This is a genomic window from Sinorhizobium terangae, assembly GCF_009601505.1.
Classification (GTDB): domain Bacteria; phylum Pseudomonadota; class Alphaproteobacteria; order Rhizobiales; family Rhizobiaceae; genus Sinorhizobium; species Sinorhizobium terangae.
In genome coordinates this window covers 17,016-32,905 of sequence record NZ_WITC01000043.1, presented here as the reverse complement: position 1 = coordinate 32,905, position 15,890 = coordinate 17,016, and the positions used below count along the sequence as shown (strand labels likewise).

At 62.3% G+C, this 15,890-nt stretch carries 13 protein-coding genes; 2 read left to right on the top strand and 11 right to left on the bottom strand.

Annotation, left to right across the window (positions count from 1 at the left end):
* Positions 1-103 precede the first annotated feature (103 nt).
* Positions 104-1,561: a glutamate synthase subunit beta gene (locus GHK62_RS12115; protein ID WP_153439385.1), complete on the top strand. Its 1,458-nt coding sequence runs from the start codon at positions 104-106 to the stop codon at positions 1,559-1,561.
* Between the two features lie 162 nt (positions 1,562-1,723).
* Here GHK62_RS12115 and GHK62_RS12110 read toward each other — a convergent pair whose 3' ends face one another.
* Positions 1,724-2,971, bottom strand: a complete 1,248-nt coding sequence (locus GHK62_RS12110; protein ID WP_153439383.1) for an SGNH/GDSL hydrolase family protein — start codon at positions 2,969-2,971, stop codon at positions 1,724-1,726.
* 162 nt (positions 2,972-3,133) lie between these two features.
* A complete protein-coding gene (locus tag GHK62_RS12105; RefSeq protein WP_153439381.1) occupies positions 3,134-4,354 on the bottom strand; it encodes a lytic murein transglycosylase in 1,221 nt (406 codons plus the stop codon).
* 300 nt (positions 4,355-4,654) lie between these two features.
* Here GHK62_RS12105 and galU point away from each other — a divergent pair, with 300 nt between their 5' ends.
* A complete protein-coding gene (gene galU / locus GHK62_RS12100) occupies positions 4,655-5,542 on the top strand; it encodes a UTP--glucose-1-phosphate uridylyltransferase GalU (protein ID WP_153439379.1) in 888 nt (295 codons plus the stop codon).
* 207 nt (positions 5,543-5,749) lie between these two features.
* Here the strand turns inward: galU and GHK62_RS12095 are convergent, their stop codons facing one another.
* From GHK62_RS12095 to GHK62_RS12055, 9 genes are all read right to left on the bottom strand, one after another.
* Complete coding sequence (locus tag GHK62_RS12095) at positions 5,750-7,189, bottom strand: outer membrane beta-barrel protein (protein ID WP_153439377.1); 1,440 nt, start codon at positions 7,187-7,189, stop codon at positions 5,750-5,752.
* 114 nt (positions 7,190-7,303) lie between these two features.
* Positions 7,304-7,759: an NfeD family protein gene (locus GHK62_RS12090; RefSeq protein WP_153439375.1), complete on the bottom strand. Its 456-nt coding sequence runs from the start codon at positions 7,757-7,759 to the stop codon at positions 7,304-7,306.
* Between the two features lie 9 nt (positions 7,760-7,768).
* The gene (locus GHK62_RS12085) at positions 7,769-8,761 is read right to left on the bottom strand and encodes an SPFH domain-containing protein (protein ID WP_184108593.1); all 993 of its coding nucleotides are present in this window, start codon (positions 8,759-8,761) and stop codon (positions 7,769-7,771) included.
* A gap of 101 nt (positions 8,762-8,862) precedes the next feature.
* Positions 8,863-9,891, bottom strand: a complete 1,029-nt coding sequence (gene hemH, locus GHK62_RS12080) for a ferrochelatase (protein ID WP_153439464.1) — start codon at positions 9,889-9,891, stop codon at positions 8,863-8,865.
* A gap of 114 nt (positions 9,892-10,005) precedes the next feature.
* A complete protein-coding gene (locus GHK62_RS12075; RefSeq protein WP_153439371.1) occupies positions 10,006-11,883 on the bottom strand; it encodes a 5'-nucleotidase C-terminal domain-containing protein in 1,878 nt (625 codons plus the stop codon).
* Between the two features lie 210 nt (positions 11,884-12,093).
* Complete coding sequence (locus GHK62_RS12070) at positions 12,094-12,501, bottom strand: GFA family protein (RefSeq protein ID WP_153439369.1); 408 nt, start codon at positions 12,499-12,501, stop codon at positions 12,094-12,096.
* Positions 12,502-12,623: 122 nt separating this feature from the next.
* Entirely contained in the window at positions 12,624-12,989 is a 366-nt protein-coding gene (omp10, locus tag GHK62_RS12065) for an outer membrane lipoprotein Omp10 (protein WP_153439367.1), read from the bottom strand.
* Positions 12,990-13,264: 275 nt separating this feature from the next.
* Entirely contained in the window at positions 13,265-14,716 is a 1,452-nt protein-coding gene (locus tag GHK62_RS12060) for a homospermidine synthase (protein ID WP_153439365.1), read from the bottom strand.
* A 243-nt stretch (positions 14,717-14,959) separates the two neighbouring features.
* Complete coding sequence (locus tag GHK62_RS12055; RefSeq protein WP_153439363.1) at positions 14,960-15,838, bottom strand: heme-dependent oxidative N-demethylase family protein; 879 nt, start codon at positions 15,836-15,838, stop codon at positions 14,960-14,962.
* Between the last annotated feature and the right edge of the window lie 52 nt (positions 15,839-15,890).

Genomic DNA, 15,890 nt, shown 5'->3' with positions numbered 1-15,890 from the left:
CCCGGTGAAACAGGCTCCCGGTTCATCAGAGACTGATTCGGGGGCCCCTCACGCGCGCTCGGCAAGAGCGCCTGTTCAGACGCGAAGCTTTCAGGATGATACGATGGGTAAGGTAACTGGATTTCTCGAGATCGATCGGCAGGTGGCGAAGTACCAGCCGGCGTCGGACCGCATCCGCCATTTCCGTGAATTCACCATTCCAATGTCCGATCAGGAGGTGCAGAAGCAGGCCGCGCGCTGCATGGACTGCGGCATCCCCTATTGCCATGGCCCGACCGGCTGCCCGGTGCACAACCAGATCCCGGATTGGAACGACCTCGTCTACAACGGCAACTGGGACGAGGCGATCCGCAACCTGCACTCGACCAACAACTTCCCGGAATTCACCGGCCGTGTCTGCCCGGCACCGTGCGAGGAAGCCTGCACGCTGAACCTTGAGGATGTGCCGGTCGCGATCAAGACGGTCGAGCAGGCGATCGCCGACAAGGCCTACGAAATGGGATACATCGTGCCCCAGCCGGCCGTGACCAAGACCGGCAAGAAGGTCGCGATCATCGGCTCGGGCCCGGCCGGCATGGCGGCTGCCCAGCAGCTTGCCCGCGCCGGCCACGAAGTCCATGTCTACGAGCGCGAATCGAAGCCCGGCGGGCTGCTGCGCTATGGCATTCCGGATTTCAAGATGGAGAAAAACTTCATCGATCGCCGCGTCGAGCAGATGCGGGGCGAGGGCGTGACCTTCCATTGCGGCATCAATATCGGTGTCGACCTGCCGGTGCAGAAGCTTCTCGACGACTGTGACGCTGTTCTTTATTGCGGCGGCTCCGAGACCCCGCGCGACGCCGGAATTCCGGGCGTGGAATTTGCCGGCGTGCACGATGCAATGCCGTATCTGGTGCAGCAGAACCGCCGCGTCGGCCGCGAAAACGTCGACAGCGTCGGCTGGCCATCCGACCCGATCCTCGCCGGCGGCAAGCATGTCGTCGTCGTCGGCGGTGGCGATACCGCGTCCGACTGCGTCGGCACGGCCTTCCGCCAGGGTGCGGTCAAGGTGACGCAGCTCGACATTCGTCCGCAACCGCCGGAAAAGGAAGACAAGCTCGCCGTCTGGCCGTTCTGGGCGACGAAGATGCGCACCTCCTCGAGCCAAGCGGAGGGTGCCGTTCGCGAGTTCCAAGTCGCCACGCTGGAGTTCATCGGTGACGAGGACGGTGTGCTGACCGGCGTCAAGTGCTGTCAGGTGGACGAGCGCCGCAAGCCGATCGCCGGAACCGAGTTCATCATCAAGGCCGACCTCGCCTTCATCGCCATCGGTTTCCGCGGTCCTTTCGTGAACAGCGTGCTCAAGGATCTCGGCGACAAGCTGACGCTCAACACCGACCGGCGCGGCTCGACCAATGTCGTCGCCAACGAGCGGGACTACAAGACGTCGGTCGACAAGCTCTGGACCGCCGGCGACGTTCGCCGCGGCCAGTCGCTCGTCGTCTGGGCGATTCGCGAAGGCCGACAGGCGGCCCGGGCCATTGACGAAGCGCTGATGGGGTCGAGCATCCTGCCGCGGTAGGCGTTCATCTTCCTGGATTGCCCCTCACCCTAACCCTCTCCCCGCGTGCCGGGAGAGGGGACTTTGGGCAGAGCATCGCCGCGAGTCCCTTCGCCCCGCTTGCGGGAGAAGGTGGCCGGCAGGCCGGATGAGGGGCAAATCTGGGCAGGACTTTCGCGGCGCTCACCGGCCGCTTACCACCGTCTCCGGCTTTGCGAGCCGGAAATCATCGACGCGTCCGGGCGGTGCGGCGACGACCTCGCCCTTCTCGATAAGCAGGTCGCGCGGGCTCTTGCCGGTGCTCTTCAAGGGCGCATCGCCCCCGAGCAAGGCGGTCGCGCCGTCAAGTGCCGGATCGGTCAGGCTGATCGGCTGCGTCTTGACGATATCCTCGTTGGCAAGCGGAGCCGTGACGACCAGGTCCTTCAGTTCCTCGGCACCCGGCACGTCGGTCGTGGCGGCCGCCTCGCCGAGCAGTTTGCGGATATCCTTCTCCACATAGAAGGCGAGCTTGCGCTTGCCGGCCTTGGTGAGATTGATGCCGTCCGAGCCGCGCAGGCGGACCTGCTGACCGTTGATGTCGGAGCCGGTCAGGACGAATTTGCCGCCCTCGTCGACGAAACCATCCCAGATATCGATAAACTGGCCGCCGGCCTTCTCCACCTCTTCGCGGAAGAGGCCATTGAACGTCACCATGTCGGCGGTCATGGCGCTCGACTGGAACGGCGGCATGCCGACCCAGAGAACCGGCAATCCGTCCTTGCGCGCCAGAGTCGCGAGCGCGTTCACCCGCTTACGGTATTCCTCTGTCCAGAGATCAGTGCGGAACTGCTCCTTCGAGTCGCCAATCCGCATCATCTGGCGGTCGTTTGCGCCGAGGCTGACGACGATAACGGATGGTTGCACCTCCGCGGCATAGTCCGGTAGCATCTTCGGCCAGTCGAAATAGTCGTTGCGGACAAGGCCAGAGGAACCGTTGGCGCGCGTCTCGATCACAACCCCCGGCGTCGTTTCGAACGCAGTCTTGAGGCCGTCGCCGAGGCTTCCGGCAACGAAGTCGCCGACGACCAGGACCTTCTTTGCATCCGGCGATTTTGCGATGACCGGTGCTGGCGGCGGCGCGTCGGCGAGCCGAGGCTTGGCGCGGCCAGGGCGCGCGCGCTGCGGCTCTGTCGGCTGCTGACGGCGCTTGAGCACGCGTCGTGGCTGCGGCTGACGGGGAAAGTCGTATTGCTCCTGGTAATAGCGTCTTTGGGGGATGAAGACGCCGAAGAGCCTCTGCAGGACATTCCGGCGCGGCATCGGCTCCTGCGCTTCCGCCACCGTGGCAAAAAGACCGGCAAAAAGCATCGCTGCCGCACCCATGAAGATCGGCGCTAGACGAAACGGACGCAGGAACCGTCTCATCGGTGCGTTTTTGATTGGCAACATGATCGCTTTCACCGTCGAACGCAGCAATTCAAAGTACTCGGCAACCTTTGCGTCAATGAGACGCGTGGCGCACGCACACCTCCACCATACGCCAAATCACGGTGATTTGGGACCGAATGATCGGAAATCGCCGTGAGCGGGGTAAAATTCCGCGAGGTGCGGTCAGTTGCGCAGGGCGCGCAGGAGGTGCTGCGTCGGTTCGCCGTCCGGCGTCAGGCCGTTCTGGGTCTGGAAGGCCTGGATCGCGGCCTTGGAGCCCGAGCCGAAATTGCCGTCGACTTCACCGTCGTAGTAGCCGAGCTCCTTCAGGCGGTTCTGCAGTTCGAACTTTTCGCTGATATCGAGCGATCCGTCCGGGCGCGGCCAGCGCTGCTGCATGCCCGCATAGCCGGCGATCTGGTCTGCCAGCAACCCGACGCCGAGCGCATAGGAATCGGACGCGTTGTAGCGCTTGATGACGAAGAAGTTGCGCGTCATCAGGAAGCCGGGACCGCCGCTGCCACCTGGAAGCTTGAGTTCGGCGCGCGTGTTCGGGCTGCGAAAACCCTTGCCGTTCGGCCGGAGGAAGCCGAGCGCCGCCCATTGGCCGAGCGTCTTCGTCTGGCCGGAATATTTCGCTGCATTCGCCGGCGGCACGACTTCGTATCCCCAGGTCTCGCCGGGCTGCCATCCGTTCTTCCTCAGGAGGTTGGCGGCTGTGGCCAATGCGTCCGGGACCGAATTCCAGATGTCGCGGTGCCCGTTTCCGTCCGCATCGACCGCATAAAGCAGGTAGCTCGTCGGAATGAACTGCGTGTGTCCCATGGCGCCCGCCCAGGACCCGGTCAGTTCGCGCGGGGTGATGTCACCGCTCTGGAGGATCTTCAAGGCCGCGATCAATTGCGCCTTGGCATATTTGGACCGCTTCTGATCGGCATAGGCGAGCGTCGCCAGTGCGCGCGGCACATAGTGCAGCCGGTCATCCTTCTGGAGGACGGCGCCATAGTTCGTTTCCATCGACCAGATTGCGAGCAGAACGTTCCTGTCGACGCCGAAGTGTCGTTCAAGCGCGTTGAGCGTGCGGGCATGCTCGGCGGCCATTTCCTGGCCGACGCGCTTCGTGTACGGATTGACACGCGAGTCGATATATTCCCAGATCTTGTGCTTGAACTCAGGCTGGAAGTTCGCCTTTTCGAGCACTACGGGATCAGGCGTCTTCACGCCGGCGAAGGCCTTGCGGTAGGTCGCCTGGGTGATGCCGCTCTTGGCGGCGGTCGCGTAGAAATTGTTGATCCAGGTCTGGAAGCCGGTGTCTGCATGTGCAGGTGCTGAGCCAAACGTGGCGGCGGTAACGATGAGGGCGGCGGCGATATGGCTAAAGAACGTCCTGCGGGTTGTGATCATCAGCTATCGGTTCCGTTTCTCAGCGAGCGTTCAGCCGGCGTTCATGCCGGACGGAATACTCCGGGTTTGCAATGTCGCCCGCAGCAGGCCGCGAAGGGGCAGCTTGCGGTTTCTTCTTCACTCCGAACAGCGGAAATCGCATCGGATCAGGGGAGAAGCCTACAGAAACGAAGTCAACAAAGTCTTTACCATGAATAAGGCACGTCGCCGTCTTTTGCAAAAAAATAGCGATCGGCGACTAAATCCAGTCCAATTTGTCTTTTTCGGGCTAGAGTTGAGAAACACTGCAAGGAGGTGTCCATGACCGACAAGCGTAAAGTCCGCAAAGCCGTGTTCCCTGTGGCGGGACTTGGCACGCGTTTCCTGCCGGCAACCAAGGCCGTGCCGAAGGAGATGCTGACGGTGGTGGACAAGCCGGTCATCCAATATGTCGTCGACGAGGCGCTGGAAGCGGGCATTGAGCATCTGATCTTCGTGACCGGCCGCAGCAAGGCGGTGATCGAGGACTATTTCGACATTCAAGTCGAACTCGACCAGACACTCCGCGAACGCAACAAGAAGGCGGAAATCGAGCTTCTGGAGGCCATATTGCCGAAGGCGGGCACCACCAGTTTCACACGCCAGCAGGCGCCGCTCGGCCTCGGCCATGCGGTCTGGTGCGCGCGCGATCTCGTCGGCAACGAACCCTTCGCGCTGCTTTTGCCCGACATGATCATGAAGGGTGAGAAGGGCTGCCTCAAGGGCATGGTCGAGCTCTATGAGCAGAGCGGCGGCAATGTGGTCGCCGTTGAGGAATGTGCGCCCGACCAGGCCCACAAATACGGCATCGTCGGCGTCGGCGACAAGATCGGCGAAGGCTTCAAGATCACCAAGATGGTCGAGAAGCCCGCGCCAGGTACCGCACCTTCGAACTTCTTCATCAACGGCCGCTACATCCTGCAGCCGGAGATCTTCCCGATTCTGGAACGGCAGGAGCGCGGCGCCGGCAACGAGATCCAGCTGACCGATGGCATGGTGAAGCTTTCCGGCGCCCAGCCTTTCGCCGCCTATCACTTCCGCGGCGACACCTATGACTGCGGGGCGAAGGACGGATTCATCCTCGCGAACGTTGCCTTCGCGCTCGAGCGCGGCGACATTCGGCCCACCGTCGAAGGACCGCTGAAGGCATTGCTGCAAAGCCTGAAGTGATCTCTACGGACGGCGAATCCAGGCCGCGTCGAAAGGCGCGGCCAATTTATTGCGACTGCGCGGTGCCGTGCGGAAAACCGCACACACTTTTCCTCATCCCGCTCCCAAGCGCGTCGCGTTCGATCGTACTCATGCGCGACGCGCTTTAAGTCATTGCTTTTACGCATGTCGTCGCCCGAAGCCGCTGCACACTTTGGGCGACAGGCATTAGCGCCTCAGCGTCAGTCCGACGCCGATGCGGGCGGTATCGGTTGACTCGCCGCGGTCCCGGTTCGTGCGTTCGTAACTGACGTCGCCGGTGAGTGCGAGATAGCGAGTCACGTCCCAGGTCAGGCCGGCGCCGGTTCGCCAGGTGGCTTCGTCGGAGGATGTGGCATCCGAGGGGAAGTTGCGCAGCGTCAGGCTGTTCGACAGGCGGGCAACCAGCGTCGAACGCAGTTGTCGGGTGACGATGCTCGTCAGCTCGTAGTTGATCGAACCTGCGTCGCCCGGCGTCGTCGAAGGGTCGAGGTAGGTTGCGAGACCGAGCAGGACATCCGTACCGCGCTGCGGCGACCAGTTGACCCGCCCGTCCGCCGAAAGGCCGCGAAGATCGCCCAGACGGTCGTCGTCGAAACGATAGGTTCCATAGCCGAGTGCGAGTTCGCCGTTTAGCTTTTCGCCCAGGTCGACCTCAAGCCCGGCACGTCCCGCATAGCTTTGATAGGACCGTTCGAAGCCGAGCGTGTCCTCGCGCAGATCGTAGTTCGATTTGCCAACTGAGGCTTCAAGGAAGGGGATGAGGGCAGGAGACAGCTCGTAGCCGATGCGCGCGTCCAGGATGCCGATATTGCGGTTGCGGTCCTCGACGGAAAGGCTTGTACCATTGTCGAGCTCGACATCGCCATAGGTCCGGCGCTCGAAATCGACGCCGAGTGATCCGCGAATGAGGCCGTAATCGCGCTCGACTGCTGCGCCCAGACGATAGATGTTGACGCCGGATTGGGTTTCGGCATTGGCAATGGCGTTGGGATCGTTGGCGTCTTCCCGCTCGAAGCTGTAGCCCGTCGTCAGCCGGGCGGTCGTCTGGTCACTGAGGTCGAGGCGCAGTTCGGCGTCGACATCCGCGCGCGGTTCTTCCTCGCCCTCGCCGGACGTGTTGTTCTGCAGGACGCCTTCGCCAGTGACGCTCAACTGATGGCGGGACCAGTCGGAGGTCAGCGATCCCTTGAGACCGGTCTCGATGAAGCTGCGGCTCTCGCTCTGGCTCCCCGTCTTCTGGCGCTCATGATTGAAGGTTTCGCTGAGAGCGGGCTTCAGGACGAAGGTACCGATACGGATGCCCGGTGCCTGGCCCTCGTAGGGGTCGATGCGCGTGCGGAGGCCATCGATCGTCTCCTCACGCCGGTTCAGGCGGTTAAAGTCCTCGTCGAGCGCCGGAGGAAGATCGCTGGCGGCAACGGCGCCGGTCGTTTCCGGATCCGTGATCGCAGCGGTATTGCCCGTTGCGCCGGTGATGCCTGCTGCGGTGCCGGCAATCGGTGGATTGTCGAGGCTTTGCGCGCCGGCGGACGTGCCGGCGAAGAGAGCGCAGCCCGCCAGAAGCCACGCCCGCATCCTCGGACGCAAGGCGCCCGCCGTGATCGAGCGTGAAATTATGGGCTCCATGCGCCGTCTGTCCGCGAAACCGTGATTGCAATCGTTTCGCAACCGTAAAGGCGCGTGGTTAACCAATCGTTTCCAAAAGGAAAATCGGGTTTCCGGACCATTTTGGCGATGCGCTCAGGCGCGCTCGACGGTGAGATGGCGGCCGCTGCTTGCCACGATGCGCACGCGCGTGCCGATCGGCAGATCCGGCCCTTCGACCGACCAGGTCGTGTCGTCCAAGCGGACGCGCCCTCGGCCCTCGGCGATCGGCTGCTCCAAAACCGCCGTGCGGCCGACGAGGCTTTCGCCCCGCTTGTTGAGCAGCGGCTCGTCGCTCCCGACCGAGGAGGAGACGAAGCGCCGCCCGATGAGCACCGCGAACACCGAATGCAGCGCGAAGACGACGACCTGGATCTCCCAGACCCAGAATGCGGCATCCCAGAGGAGGAGGGACAGGCTGCCGGTAGCGAGCGCTGCGAACCCGATCCAGACGAGAAAGACGCCTGGCAACACCAATTCCGCCGCCAGCAGGACGAGACCGAGCACCCACCAGCTCCAGGGTCCGAGTTCGAGGACGATGCGTGCGATCATGGGGCGCCCTCAAGAGGTCGGTTCGGTGGAATTGGCGGCCGGACCCGTGCGCGGCGTCGACTGGCGCGGGCGAGGCGCGCTAGGCTGGGCATCGCCGAAGATCTCCCTGGCGATGGCGCCGATGCCACCGAGCGAGCCTATCAGCGAGGAGGCCTCCATCGGCATCAGCACGATCTTCTGATTGTTTGCCGTGCCGATGGAAGCGAGCGCCTCGGTGTACTTTTGCGCGACGAAATAGTTGATCGCCTGCACGTCGCCGGCGGCAATCGCTTCGGATACCATGCGGGTTGCCTTGGCTTCTGCCTCCGCCAGGCGCTCGCGCGCCTCCGCCTCGCGATAGGCAGCTTCGCGCTGACCCTCGGCCTCAAGGATCGCCGATTGCTTGGCGCCCTCGGCGCGCAGGATCTGCGCGTTGCGGGCGCCTTCCGCCTCCAGCACCTGCGCGCGCTTTTCGCGTTCCGCCTTCATCTGCCGGGCCATTGCCTCGACCAGGTCCGTCGGCGGCGCGATGTCCTTGATCTCGACGCGGGTGATCTTGATTCCCCAAGGACTGGCGGCCTCGTCGACGACGCGGAGCAGGCGGTCGTTGATCGTGTCGCGATTGGAAAGCAACTCGTCGAGGTCCATCGAGCCCATCACCGAGCGGATGTTGGTCATCGTCAGGTTGAGGAGGGCATTCTCGAGATGGGCCACCTGATAGGCGGCCTGGGCAGGGTTCAGCACCTGATAAAAGGCGACCGCATCGGCCGACACGCTGGCATTGTCCTTGGTGATGACCTCCTGGGTCGGCACGTCGAGAACCTGCTCCATCACGTTCATCTTCGCCCCGATGCGATCGATGAAGGGAATGATCAGGTTCAGCCCCGGCTCCATGGTCTTCGTGTAGCGCCCGAAGCGTTCGACAGTGTATTGATAGCCCTGCGGCACCGTCTTGATCCCGGCAAAGAGCACCAGGATGACGAGAACGACGAATGCAATGACTGCGATATCCATGCCGCCCACCGACATATCTCCCTCTTCGCAACTCCAACGTTTGGAGTGCCCCTAGGATATGACGTGGCGATTCGCCGGGAGAATTCAAGCGGTGTGCAGAGACGGGTCTATCAGAGCCAGCCCTCAAGCTCGCGGCGGACCACGTGATTGAGCACTGCCATGCCTTCGGCGCTGTCGTTCAGGCAGGGAATATGCGCAAATTTCTCGCCGCCGTTGTGGTGGAAGCTTTCGGCGGCTTGGCCGGCGATTTCCTCCAGCGTCTCCAGACAGTCGGAGACGAAGCCGGGGTTGATGACGGCAAGGCGCTTGACGCCGTCCTTCGCCAGCTTCTCGATCGTCTTGTCGGTATAGGGCTGCAACCACTCCTCCGGGCCGAAGCGGGACTGGAAGGTAACCTGCAGCTTAGCCTCCGGCCAGCCGAGCTTCGCGCGCAGCAGCCGTGCTGTCTCCTGACACTGGAGATAATAGGGATCGCCCTGGTCGGAATAGCTCTTCGGAATGCCGTGGAAGGAGGCGAGCACGACTTCCGGCTCCCAGTCGAGCGTTGCGAGATGCTTGCTGATCGAGGCGGCGAGCGCATCGATATAGACCGGGTCGCCGGGATAGGCCGGAACGGTGCGCAGCGCCGGCTGCCAGCGCATCTTCAAAAGCGCCTCGAAGGCCTTGTCGTTGACCGTCGCGGTCGTGGCTGCGGCATATTGCGGATAAAGTGGGAAAACGAGGACGCGATCGCAACCTTGCTGCTGCAGCGCCTCCATGCGCGCAGCGATCGACGGCTGGCCGTAGCGCATCGCCCAGTCGACCACGACCTCCGGCCGATTGGCAAAGGCCTTCGCCATCAGTTCGGCCTGGTTGCGGGTGTAGGTGCGCAACCAGCTTTCGTTGCGTTCCTTGTTCCAGATCACCTCGTAGGCTTTGCCGACCTTGCCGGGGCGGGTGTTGAGCACGATGCCGTAGAGGATCGGATACCAATAGAGACGCGACCATTCGATGACGCGCCTGTCACTCAGGAACTCCTTGAGGTAGCGGCGCATGGAGGTGTAGTCGGTACCGTCCGGGGTTCCGAGATTGACAAGCAGCACGCCGATCTTCCCGGATTTCAGGGCAGCTTGGTCGGTGCTCGGTTCGGCGTGGGTCATCTCGGTCCTCATGGGCGCCTCTTGGTTGCCGGCGCCTTCATTTTCAAACCCTTCTAAAAAGAAAAGCCGGCGCAGGGAAGACCGCGCCGGCCGATCTGTCAGGGGCAAATTGTCTTACTTGGCCGGAATTGCGAGCTCGCGGCCAATTTCGAGCCGGCGCGGAGCGGGGTCGCCGTTGGCTTCGGAGATCCTGTGCCAAAGCACGCCGTCGCCATAGTAGGACTCGGCAAGATCCCAAAGCGTGTCACCCCTGGCGATGACATGCTTCTGCGGCCCGCCGGCTGCGGCCCCCGTTGAAGGCTGCGCCGGTGCGGCGGCTGTGCTCTCTGCCGGTTTCGTCTCGGTGGACGGCGCCGCCGTGCCGCTGGCCGGTGCACCTGCCGCCGCGGCGACTTCGGTGATGCGGCCATCTGTATGAGGCTTGAACGGCTGGTGTGCCGCGAGATAGTCAGCGAGCACGGTCTCCAGTCCCGGACCATAGTCGTAGGCGTTCTCGCCTTTGGTCTTGAAGACGGCATAACCGTCGCCGCCGCCGCGCATGAAATTGTTGCTGACGAGCGAATAGGTCTTTTCGGGGTCGAGCGGAACGAAGGTTTCGCCCTCCTTCACCTCGACAGACACGAGCCGGCTGCCGGCCGGCTTGGAGCGGTCGAAGGAAAATTTCATGCCGGCCACCTGTGGGAAGCGTCCGCCGCCCTCTTCGACCTGGCTCAAGCCGTTCTCCAGCGCAGCGCGAATGTCCGCGCCCTTCAACTGGAAGGTCGCAAGCGTATTCTGGAAGGGAAGCACGGTGATGGCTTCGCCCATGGTCACGTCGCCCGCGTCGATCGAGGCGCGCAGTCCGCCGCCGTTGGTGATGGCGATCGTGACACCCTGGCCCTTGGCGCGGTCGAGCATGGCGTCGGCCACCAGTGTGCCCATTTCGCATTCCTTGGCGCGGCAATTCTCGCGCGAACCGTCGATCGGCGCCTCGGTCTTGGCGATAACCTTGGTGCGCAGCTCTTCGATCGGCTTGGCGAGTTCCTTGATACGGGCAAGCACGGCTTCGTCGGGCTTCACCGAGGAGTCGATGAGGATCGGATCGCCCTTGGCGGCCTTCACGACGCCGCTGTCATCGAAGGTCACGACGAGGTCGCCGAGATATTTGCTATAGGACCCGGCTTGCACCACCGGCACCTTGTAGCCGCCGGGATTTTCGACCATGGTCGGATATGGGCCTTCCGCCTTCTCATCGGTGTTCGACAGCAGGCTGTGGGAGTGGCCGCCGACGACAACGTCGATGTCCGGGATCTTGGCGATGGCGGCGAGGTCGCGCGGATAGCCGACATGGGTCAGCGCGATGATCTTGTTGACGCCCTGCTTCTTGAGTTCCTCCACCGCACTCGTAATCGTCGCGACATCTTCACCGATCAGGATGTCCGGCCCGGGAGAAGAAAGCTCGGGCGTGTCGTTGGCGACCGCGCCGACGATGCCGATCTTCTGTCCGCCGACATCGAGCACGATCGACGGCTTGATCCGGTCGCCGATCTTCGACTTGTAGCTCGGCAGCACGTTGGCGGTTACGACCGGGAAGGTGACCTTGTCGAGGAAGCTCGCGAGCCCGTCTTCGCTTTCGTCGAATTCGTGGTTGCCGACGGTCATCGCATCGAACTTCATCAGGTTCAGGAATTCCGCTTCTGCCGCGCCCTTGTAGGTGGTGAAGAAGAGCGAGCCCTGGAAATTGTCGCCGGCATTGAGAAGAAGCAGGTTCTTGCCCGTCAGCTCCTGGCGTTTCTGGTCGATCAGCGTCTTCAGGCGGGCGACGCCACCAAAGCACTCGTTCTTGCCTTCTTCTTCCGCCGAGCAGGTCGACTCGAACTTGTTGATCGACTCGATGCGGGAGTGAAGATCGTTGATGTGCAGGATGTTCAATTCATAATCGGCGAAGGCGGCGCCCGAAGAAAGGGCGAGAATAGACGCGGTCATGAGGCCGGTCCGTATATGTCTGATCATGAGGCTCTCCCGTTCTGCCTGTCGATTTCCGATCAATTGCAAACCGCGCGGAAATGCTCGATCCCCTGACCGAGGTGGCGTGCCGGATGTTTTCATCAGTTGCCGCCGACTTCAAGCGCTAAAGCCGACCTTCCTTCGCCGGATTCCAACTAGGGTTAAGCCGGCTGCCGAGTGAGCGGATCCAGGGGTTATGAAGCCGATCGCCCCGGTCTACAGATGCCGGACTTCGGCGGGCGCCTCTCCCCAATTGTCGTTGCGGCCATCGTAATAGGTGACCGGTGCCGCCATCAGCTCGTCGACGTCGACGCCGTCGAGACATGCGACATTGATGTTGAGGTACGGAGCGCCCGTCATGTTCGGGAGACCGATGCGCTCAAAAGGGTGCATGCCGCAATGCTTGCAGAAGAGGTGATGGGCGACCTTGTTCTTCCCCTGGAAATCCGTCAGTTCGCTCTCGCCTTCGATGAGACGAAAGGCTTCCGGCCTCACGCGAACAGACCACAGGCGCATCTTGGTGCAAATCGAGCAATTGCACTTTCCGGTGCCGGCACTGATGTCCAGATCGGCTTCGAAGCGAACCGCACCGCAATGGCAGCTTCCTGTGTAGGATTTCAGCATCGTCCTCTCGAAATGGAACGAAGGTTTTCATTCTCCGACATCACAAAAGGCCCGCGTTTGAGCGGGCCCTCGTCATATCGCCAGGATGTCGGCAGGGGTGTTTGTCGCCTCGCTCATCCGCTTCAGCCGCGGCGCGTAAGAGAGAATTGGGCGCCGGAATCGGTGGTGCAGTTCAGCTGTGTCTGCGTAACGAGCGCGCAGTTGACCTTCGACTGGGTGTTGCGCACCAGCGACGTCATGCTGATTTCGACGAGCGTCGGGCTGACATTCACGTAGTTGCCGGAAGCAAGCAGCTGGTTGGTGTCGGTGGTGCGTGTCGAGAACGTCCCGCCGGCGAAAGTGGAAACGATGCCGTTCGGATCGACCCAGGCGCCCTCGACGCCGGCCGCCTGGCGCGGCGGTGGCCCGCCCAATTCCCGTGGCGACGACTGGCATGATGCCAGCGTTGCCGCGGCGGCCAGAAGGGTCGGAATGGCGAAAGGCTTCATTGGCGTTTTCTCCCGCGTCTTGCTTTGGCGGTTTCGTTCGGTGCGCGAAACCATGCCGCGATCATGAGTTGAAAGCAAGACCGTCACCGAAATCCCGGCGATTTTGGTAGCCCTCGCACCAGGTCGTAAACCTGATCGATTCTAAGATCTTAGAGCGCTGTTCCCTCTTCCGGGACGGTTGGTTTCGCGCCTCTCGTGCAACCTTGTCACTCAAATGAAAAGGCCCGAAGCGGTGCTGCTCCGGGCCGGATTCTGCAGCTTATATGCCGCGAGTCTTAGCGGAACAGGATGTTCCGGAACTGCCACGGATCCTTGGTGTCGAGGTCTTCCGGGAACAGGCCCGGACGACCCTCAAGCGGCGTCCAGTCGGTGTAGTGGCCTTCGACCGGGCCGAGATAGGGAAGCTGCACTTCCAGGCAGCGCTTGTAGTCCATCTCGTCGGCTTCGACGATGCCGACCTTCGGGTTCTCGAGGGCCCAGACCATGCCGGCCAGAACGGCGCTCGTCACCTGCAGGCCGGTGGCATTCTGATAGGGCGCGATGCGTCGGGTTTCTTCCAGCGACAGGCGCGAACCGTACCAATAGGCGTTCTTGTCGTGACCGTAGAGCAGGACGCCGAGTTCATCGATGCCATCAACGAGTTCGTTCTCGTCGAGAACGTGGTGCACCGGCTGCGCGTTGCCGCCATTGCCGAACATCTCGTGCAGCGAGAGCACGGCGTCGTTGTTGGGATGGTAGGCATAGTGGCAGGTCGGGCGGTAGGTGACTTCGCCGTCCTTGTCACGAACGGTGAAGAAGTCGGCAATCGAGATCGACTCGTTGTGGGTGACGAGGAAGCCGTACTGCGGGCCGGGCGTCGGGCACCAGGTGCGCACGCGCGTGTTTGCGCCCGGCTGCTCCAGATAGATCGCCGCCTGGCAGCCCTTCTTGTGCTTCCTGGCGTTCTTCGGCATCCAGTTTTCGTGCGTGCCCCAGCCGAGTTCCGCCGGCTGCAGGCCTTCGGAAATGAAGCCTTCGACCGACCAGGTGTTCCAGAAGACGTCGAGCGGCTTGGGATTCTTGCTGCGCTGCGTGTCGCGCTCGGCGATATGGATGCCCTTGACGCCCGCCTTCTTCATCAGCTTCGCCCAGCCTTCGCGGTCGTCCTGATGCGGCTCCTCATATTTCAGGCCGAGGTCGTCGGCGAGGTTGAGGAGCGCCTTCTTGACGAACCAGGAGACCATGCCCGGGTTGGCGCCGCAGGTCGAAACCGCCGTGGTGCCGCCCGGATTCTTCTGCTTTTCCTTACGAACCGTCTCGCGCAGCGCATAGTTGGTGCGTGCGGCGTTGTCCATTTCGGGGTTGAAGTAGAAGCCGAGCCAGGGCTCCACGACCGTGTCGATGTAGAGGACATCGAGCTTGCGGCAGAGCTTCATGAGATCGAGCGAGGACGTGTCGACGGAGAGGTTGACGCAGAAGCCCTGTCCGCCGCCCTCGGTCAGCAGCGGCTTCAAGAGTTCCTTGTAGTTGTCCTTGGTCACGTAAGCCTTGACGTGACGCACGCCGTGGCGCTCGAAAATCTCCGTGTCCTTGGCGTCTTCGCGCGGTTCGACCACAATCAACCGGTTCTTGTCGTATTTGAAGTGGCGTTCGATCAGCGGCAAGGTGCCGTGGCCGATCGAACCGAAGCCGATCATGACGATCGGGCCGGTAATCTCGCCATAAACCGGATAATTGGTATCTGCCATTTTGGTCTTCTCCTGAGGATACATCCCTGTGAGGTTGGTTGAAATGCGCGGAAAACGGGCGTTTGACTCTCTGTTCAAGCCAAAAGCGCCCGCGCGTCCGATGAAGGCGCCGAGGCGCTGAAGCACTGCAGTTCGAGAGCTTCTTGCCCGCTTTCAGGGGAAATCGCTGAAAGCGGATGCTCTAGAGCATAGTTTCCTGTCACAATAAAGGGCGGTCGCGTCAACCGCGCCGTGCGACTTTACTTAACCGGCAATCGCCAGCAACGCCGCGATCAGGGCCTCCCGCTTGCTCACAAGACCCTTGTAGGCTGCCTGCGGCAGCGTCAATTCGCGCAGTTGGGCAACAAAGGACCGGGCAAGCGCTGCCGCATCCGGTCGGCGTCTGAGGGCGGCGAGCGGGTCGGAATAGATGCGGATCGTGAAGACGATCGTGCCGGTCTCCGGCAGTTTGCGAAGCGTCTGGCGCTCGATCCGGATGAAGGTGTCGTCTTCGGAAAGCGACACCGCCTTGGCATCGACTCCTTCGGATTTCGACTTCGGCAGATGCAGCGCGCCATCGACGTTGATCGCCCAGTTGAAGCGTTCGACGAAACGTCCGGGCGAAAGATTGTCGAACATGCGGGTGATGAGTTCGGCATTGCGCGTGCCTTCGCCGAAGCCGGGAACAGGCGCATGAATCGCGTGCATCGCCTTGCCGAATTTCTCCGCGAGCGACCAGGAGGACGGAAAGGCGACATAACCCGCGGCAAGTCGCCAATCACCATCCTTGCGCTCCATGATCGCAAGGTCGTCCTGGACCAGAGAGCCGGCGGTGACGAGAGCGGCATCGCCGGCAAGCACCACCCGGCGGCCACCGACGACCATGGCATCGCCCTCGCGCCGGTAGAGTGCCGGATATCGGTTGGGCAGGTATTCGGTGAGCACGTTCAGGAGTTCGTCCTGCGCAGGCTCCGTCCCCGGCTCGGCGATGAAAATGCCCTCGCGCATGGAGGCGAGCAGTCGCGCCTTTTCGTCGAGATAGAATTCAAGCGCATCGTCCGGTTCAATCCACCGGTCGGGATCGAGCTGGACGAGGCCGATCGTGAAGGGTTTTGACGAACCGTCGTAGGGGGTGTGTTTCATGCAGAGGAACCGGAAGACTTCGCCGCTTAACCATATTTTCCTTCCATTGGCA

What these genes read in the sequence shown, in the direction of transcription:
- GHK62_RS12115 (WP_153439385.1), top strand. Translation starts at nt 104, where the DNA reads ATGGGTAAGGTAACTGGATTTCTCGAGATCGATCGGCAGGTGGCGAAG.
- GHK62_RS12110 (WP_153439383.1), bottom strand. Translation starts at nt 2,971, where the DNA reads ATGTTGCCAATCAAAAACGCACCGATGAGACGGTTCCTGCGTCCGTTT.
- GHK62_RS12105 (WP_153439381.1), bottom strand. Translation starts at nt 4,354, where the DNA reads ATGATCACAACCCGCAGGACGTTCTTTAGCCATATCGCCGCCGCCCTC.
- galU (WP_153439379.1), top strand. Translation starts at nt 4,655, where the DNA reads ATGACCGACAAGCGTAAAGTCCGCAAAGCCGTGTTCCCTGTGGCGGGA.
- GHK62_RS12095 (WP_153439377.1), bottom strand. Translation starts at nt 7,189, where the DNA reads ATGGAGCCCATAATTTCACGCTCGATCACGGCGGGCGCCTTGCGTCCG.
- GHK62_RS12090 (WP_153439375.1), bottom strand. Translation starts at nt 7,759, where the DNA reads ATGATCGCACGCATCGTCCTCGAACTCGGACCCTGGAGCTGGTGGGTG.
- hemH (WP_153439464.1), bottom strand. Translation starts at nt 9,891, where the DNA reads ATGACCCACGCCGAACCGAGCACCGACCAAGCTGCCCTGAAATCCGGG.
- GHK62_RS12075 (WP_153439371.1), bottom strand. Translation starts at nt 11,883, where the DNA reads ATGATCAGACATATACGGACCGGCCTCATGACCGCGTCTATTCTCGCC.
- GHK62_RS12070 (WP_153439369.1), bottom strand. Translation starts at nt 12,501, where the DNA reads ATGCTGAAATCCTACACAGGAAGCTGCCATTGCGGTGCGGTTCGCTTC.
- omp10 (WP_153439367.1), bottom strand. Translation starts at nt 12,989, where the DNA reads ATGAAGCCTTTCGCCATTCCGACCCTTCTGGCCGCCGCGGCAACGCTG.
- GHK62_RS12060 (WP_153439365.1), bottom strand. Translation starts at nt 14,716, where the DNA reads ATGGCAGATACCAATTATCCGGTTTATGGCGAGATTACCGGCCCGATC.
- GHK62_RS12055 (WP_153439363.1), bottom strand. Translation starts at nt 15,838, where the DNA reads ATGAAACACACCCCCTACGACGGTTCGTCAAAACCCTTCACGATCGGC.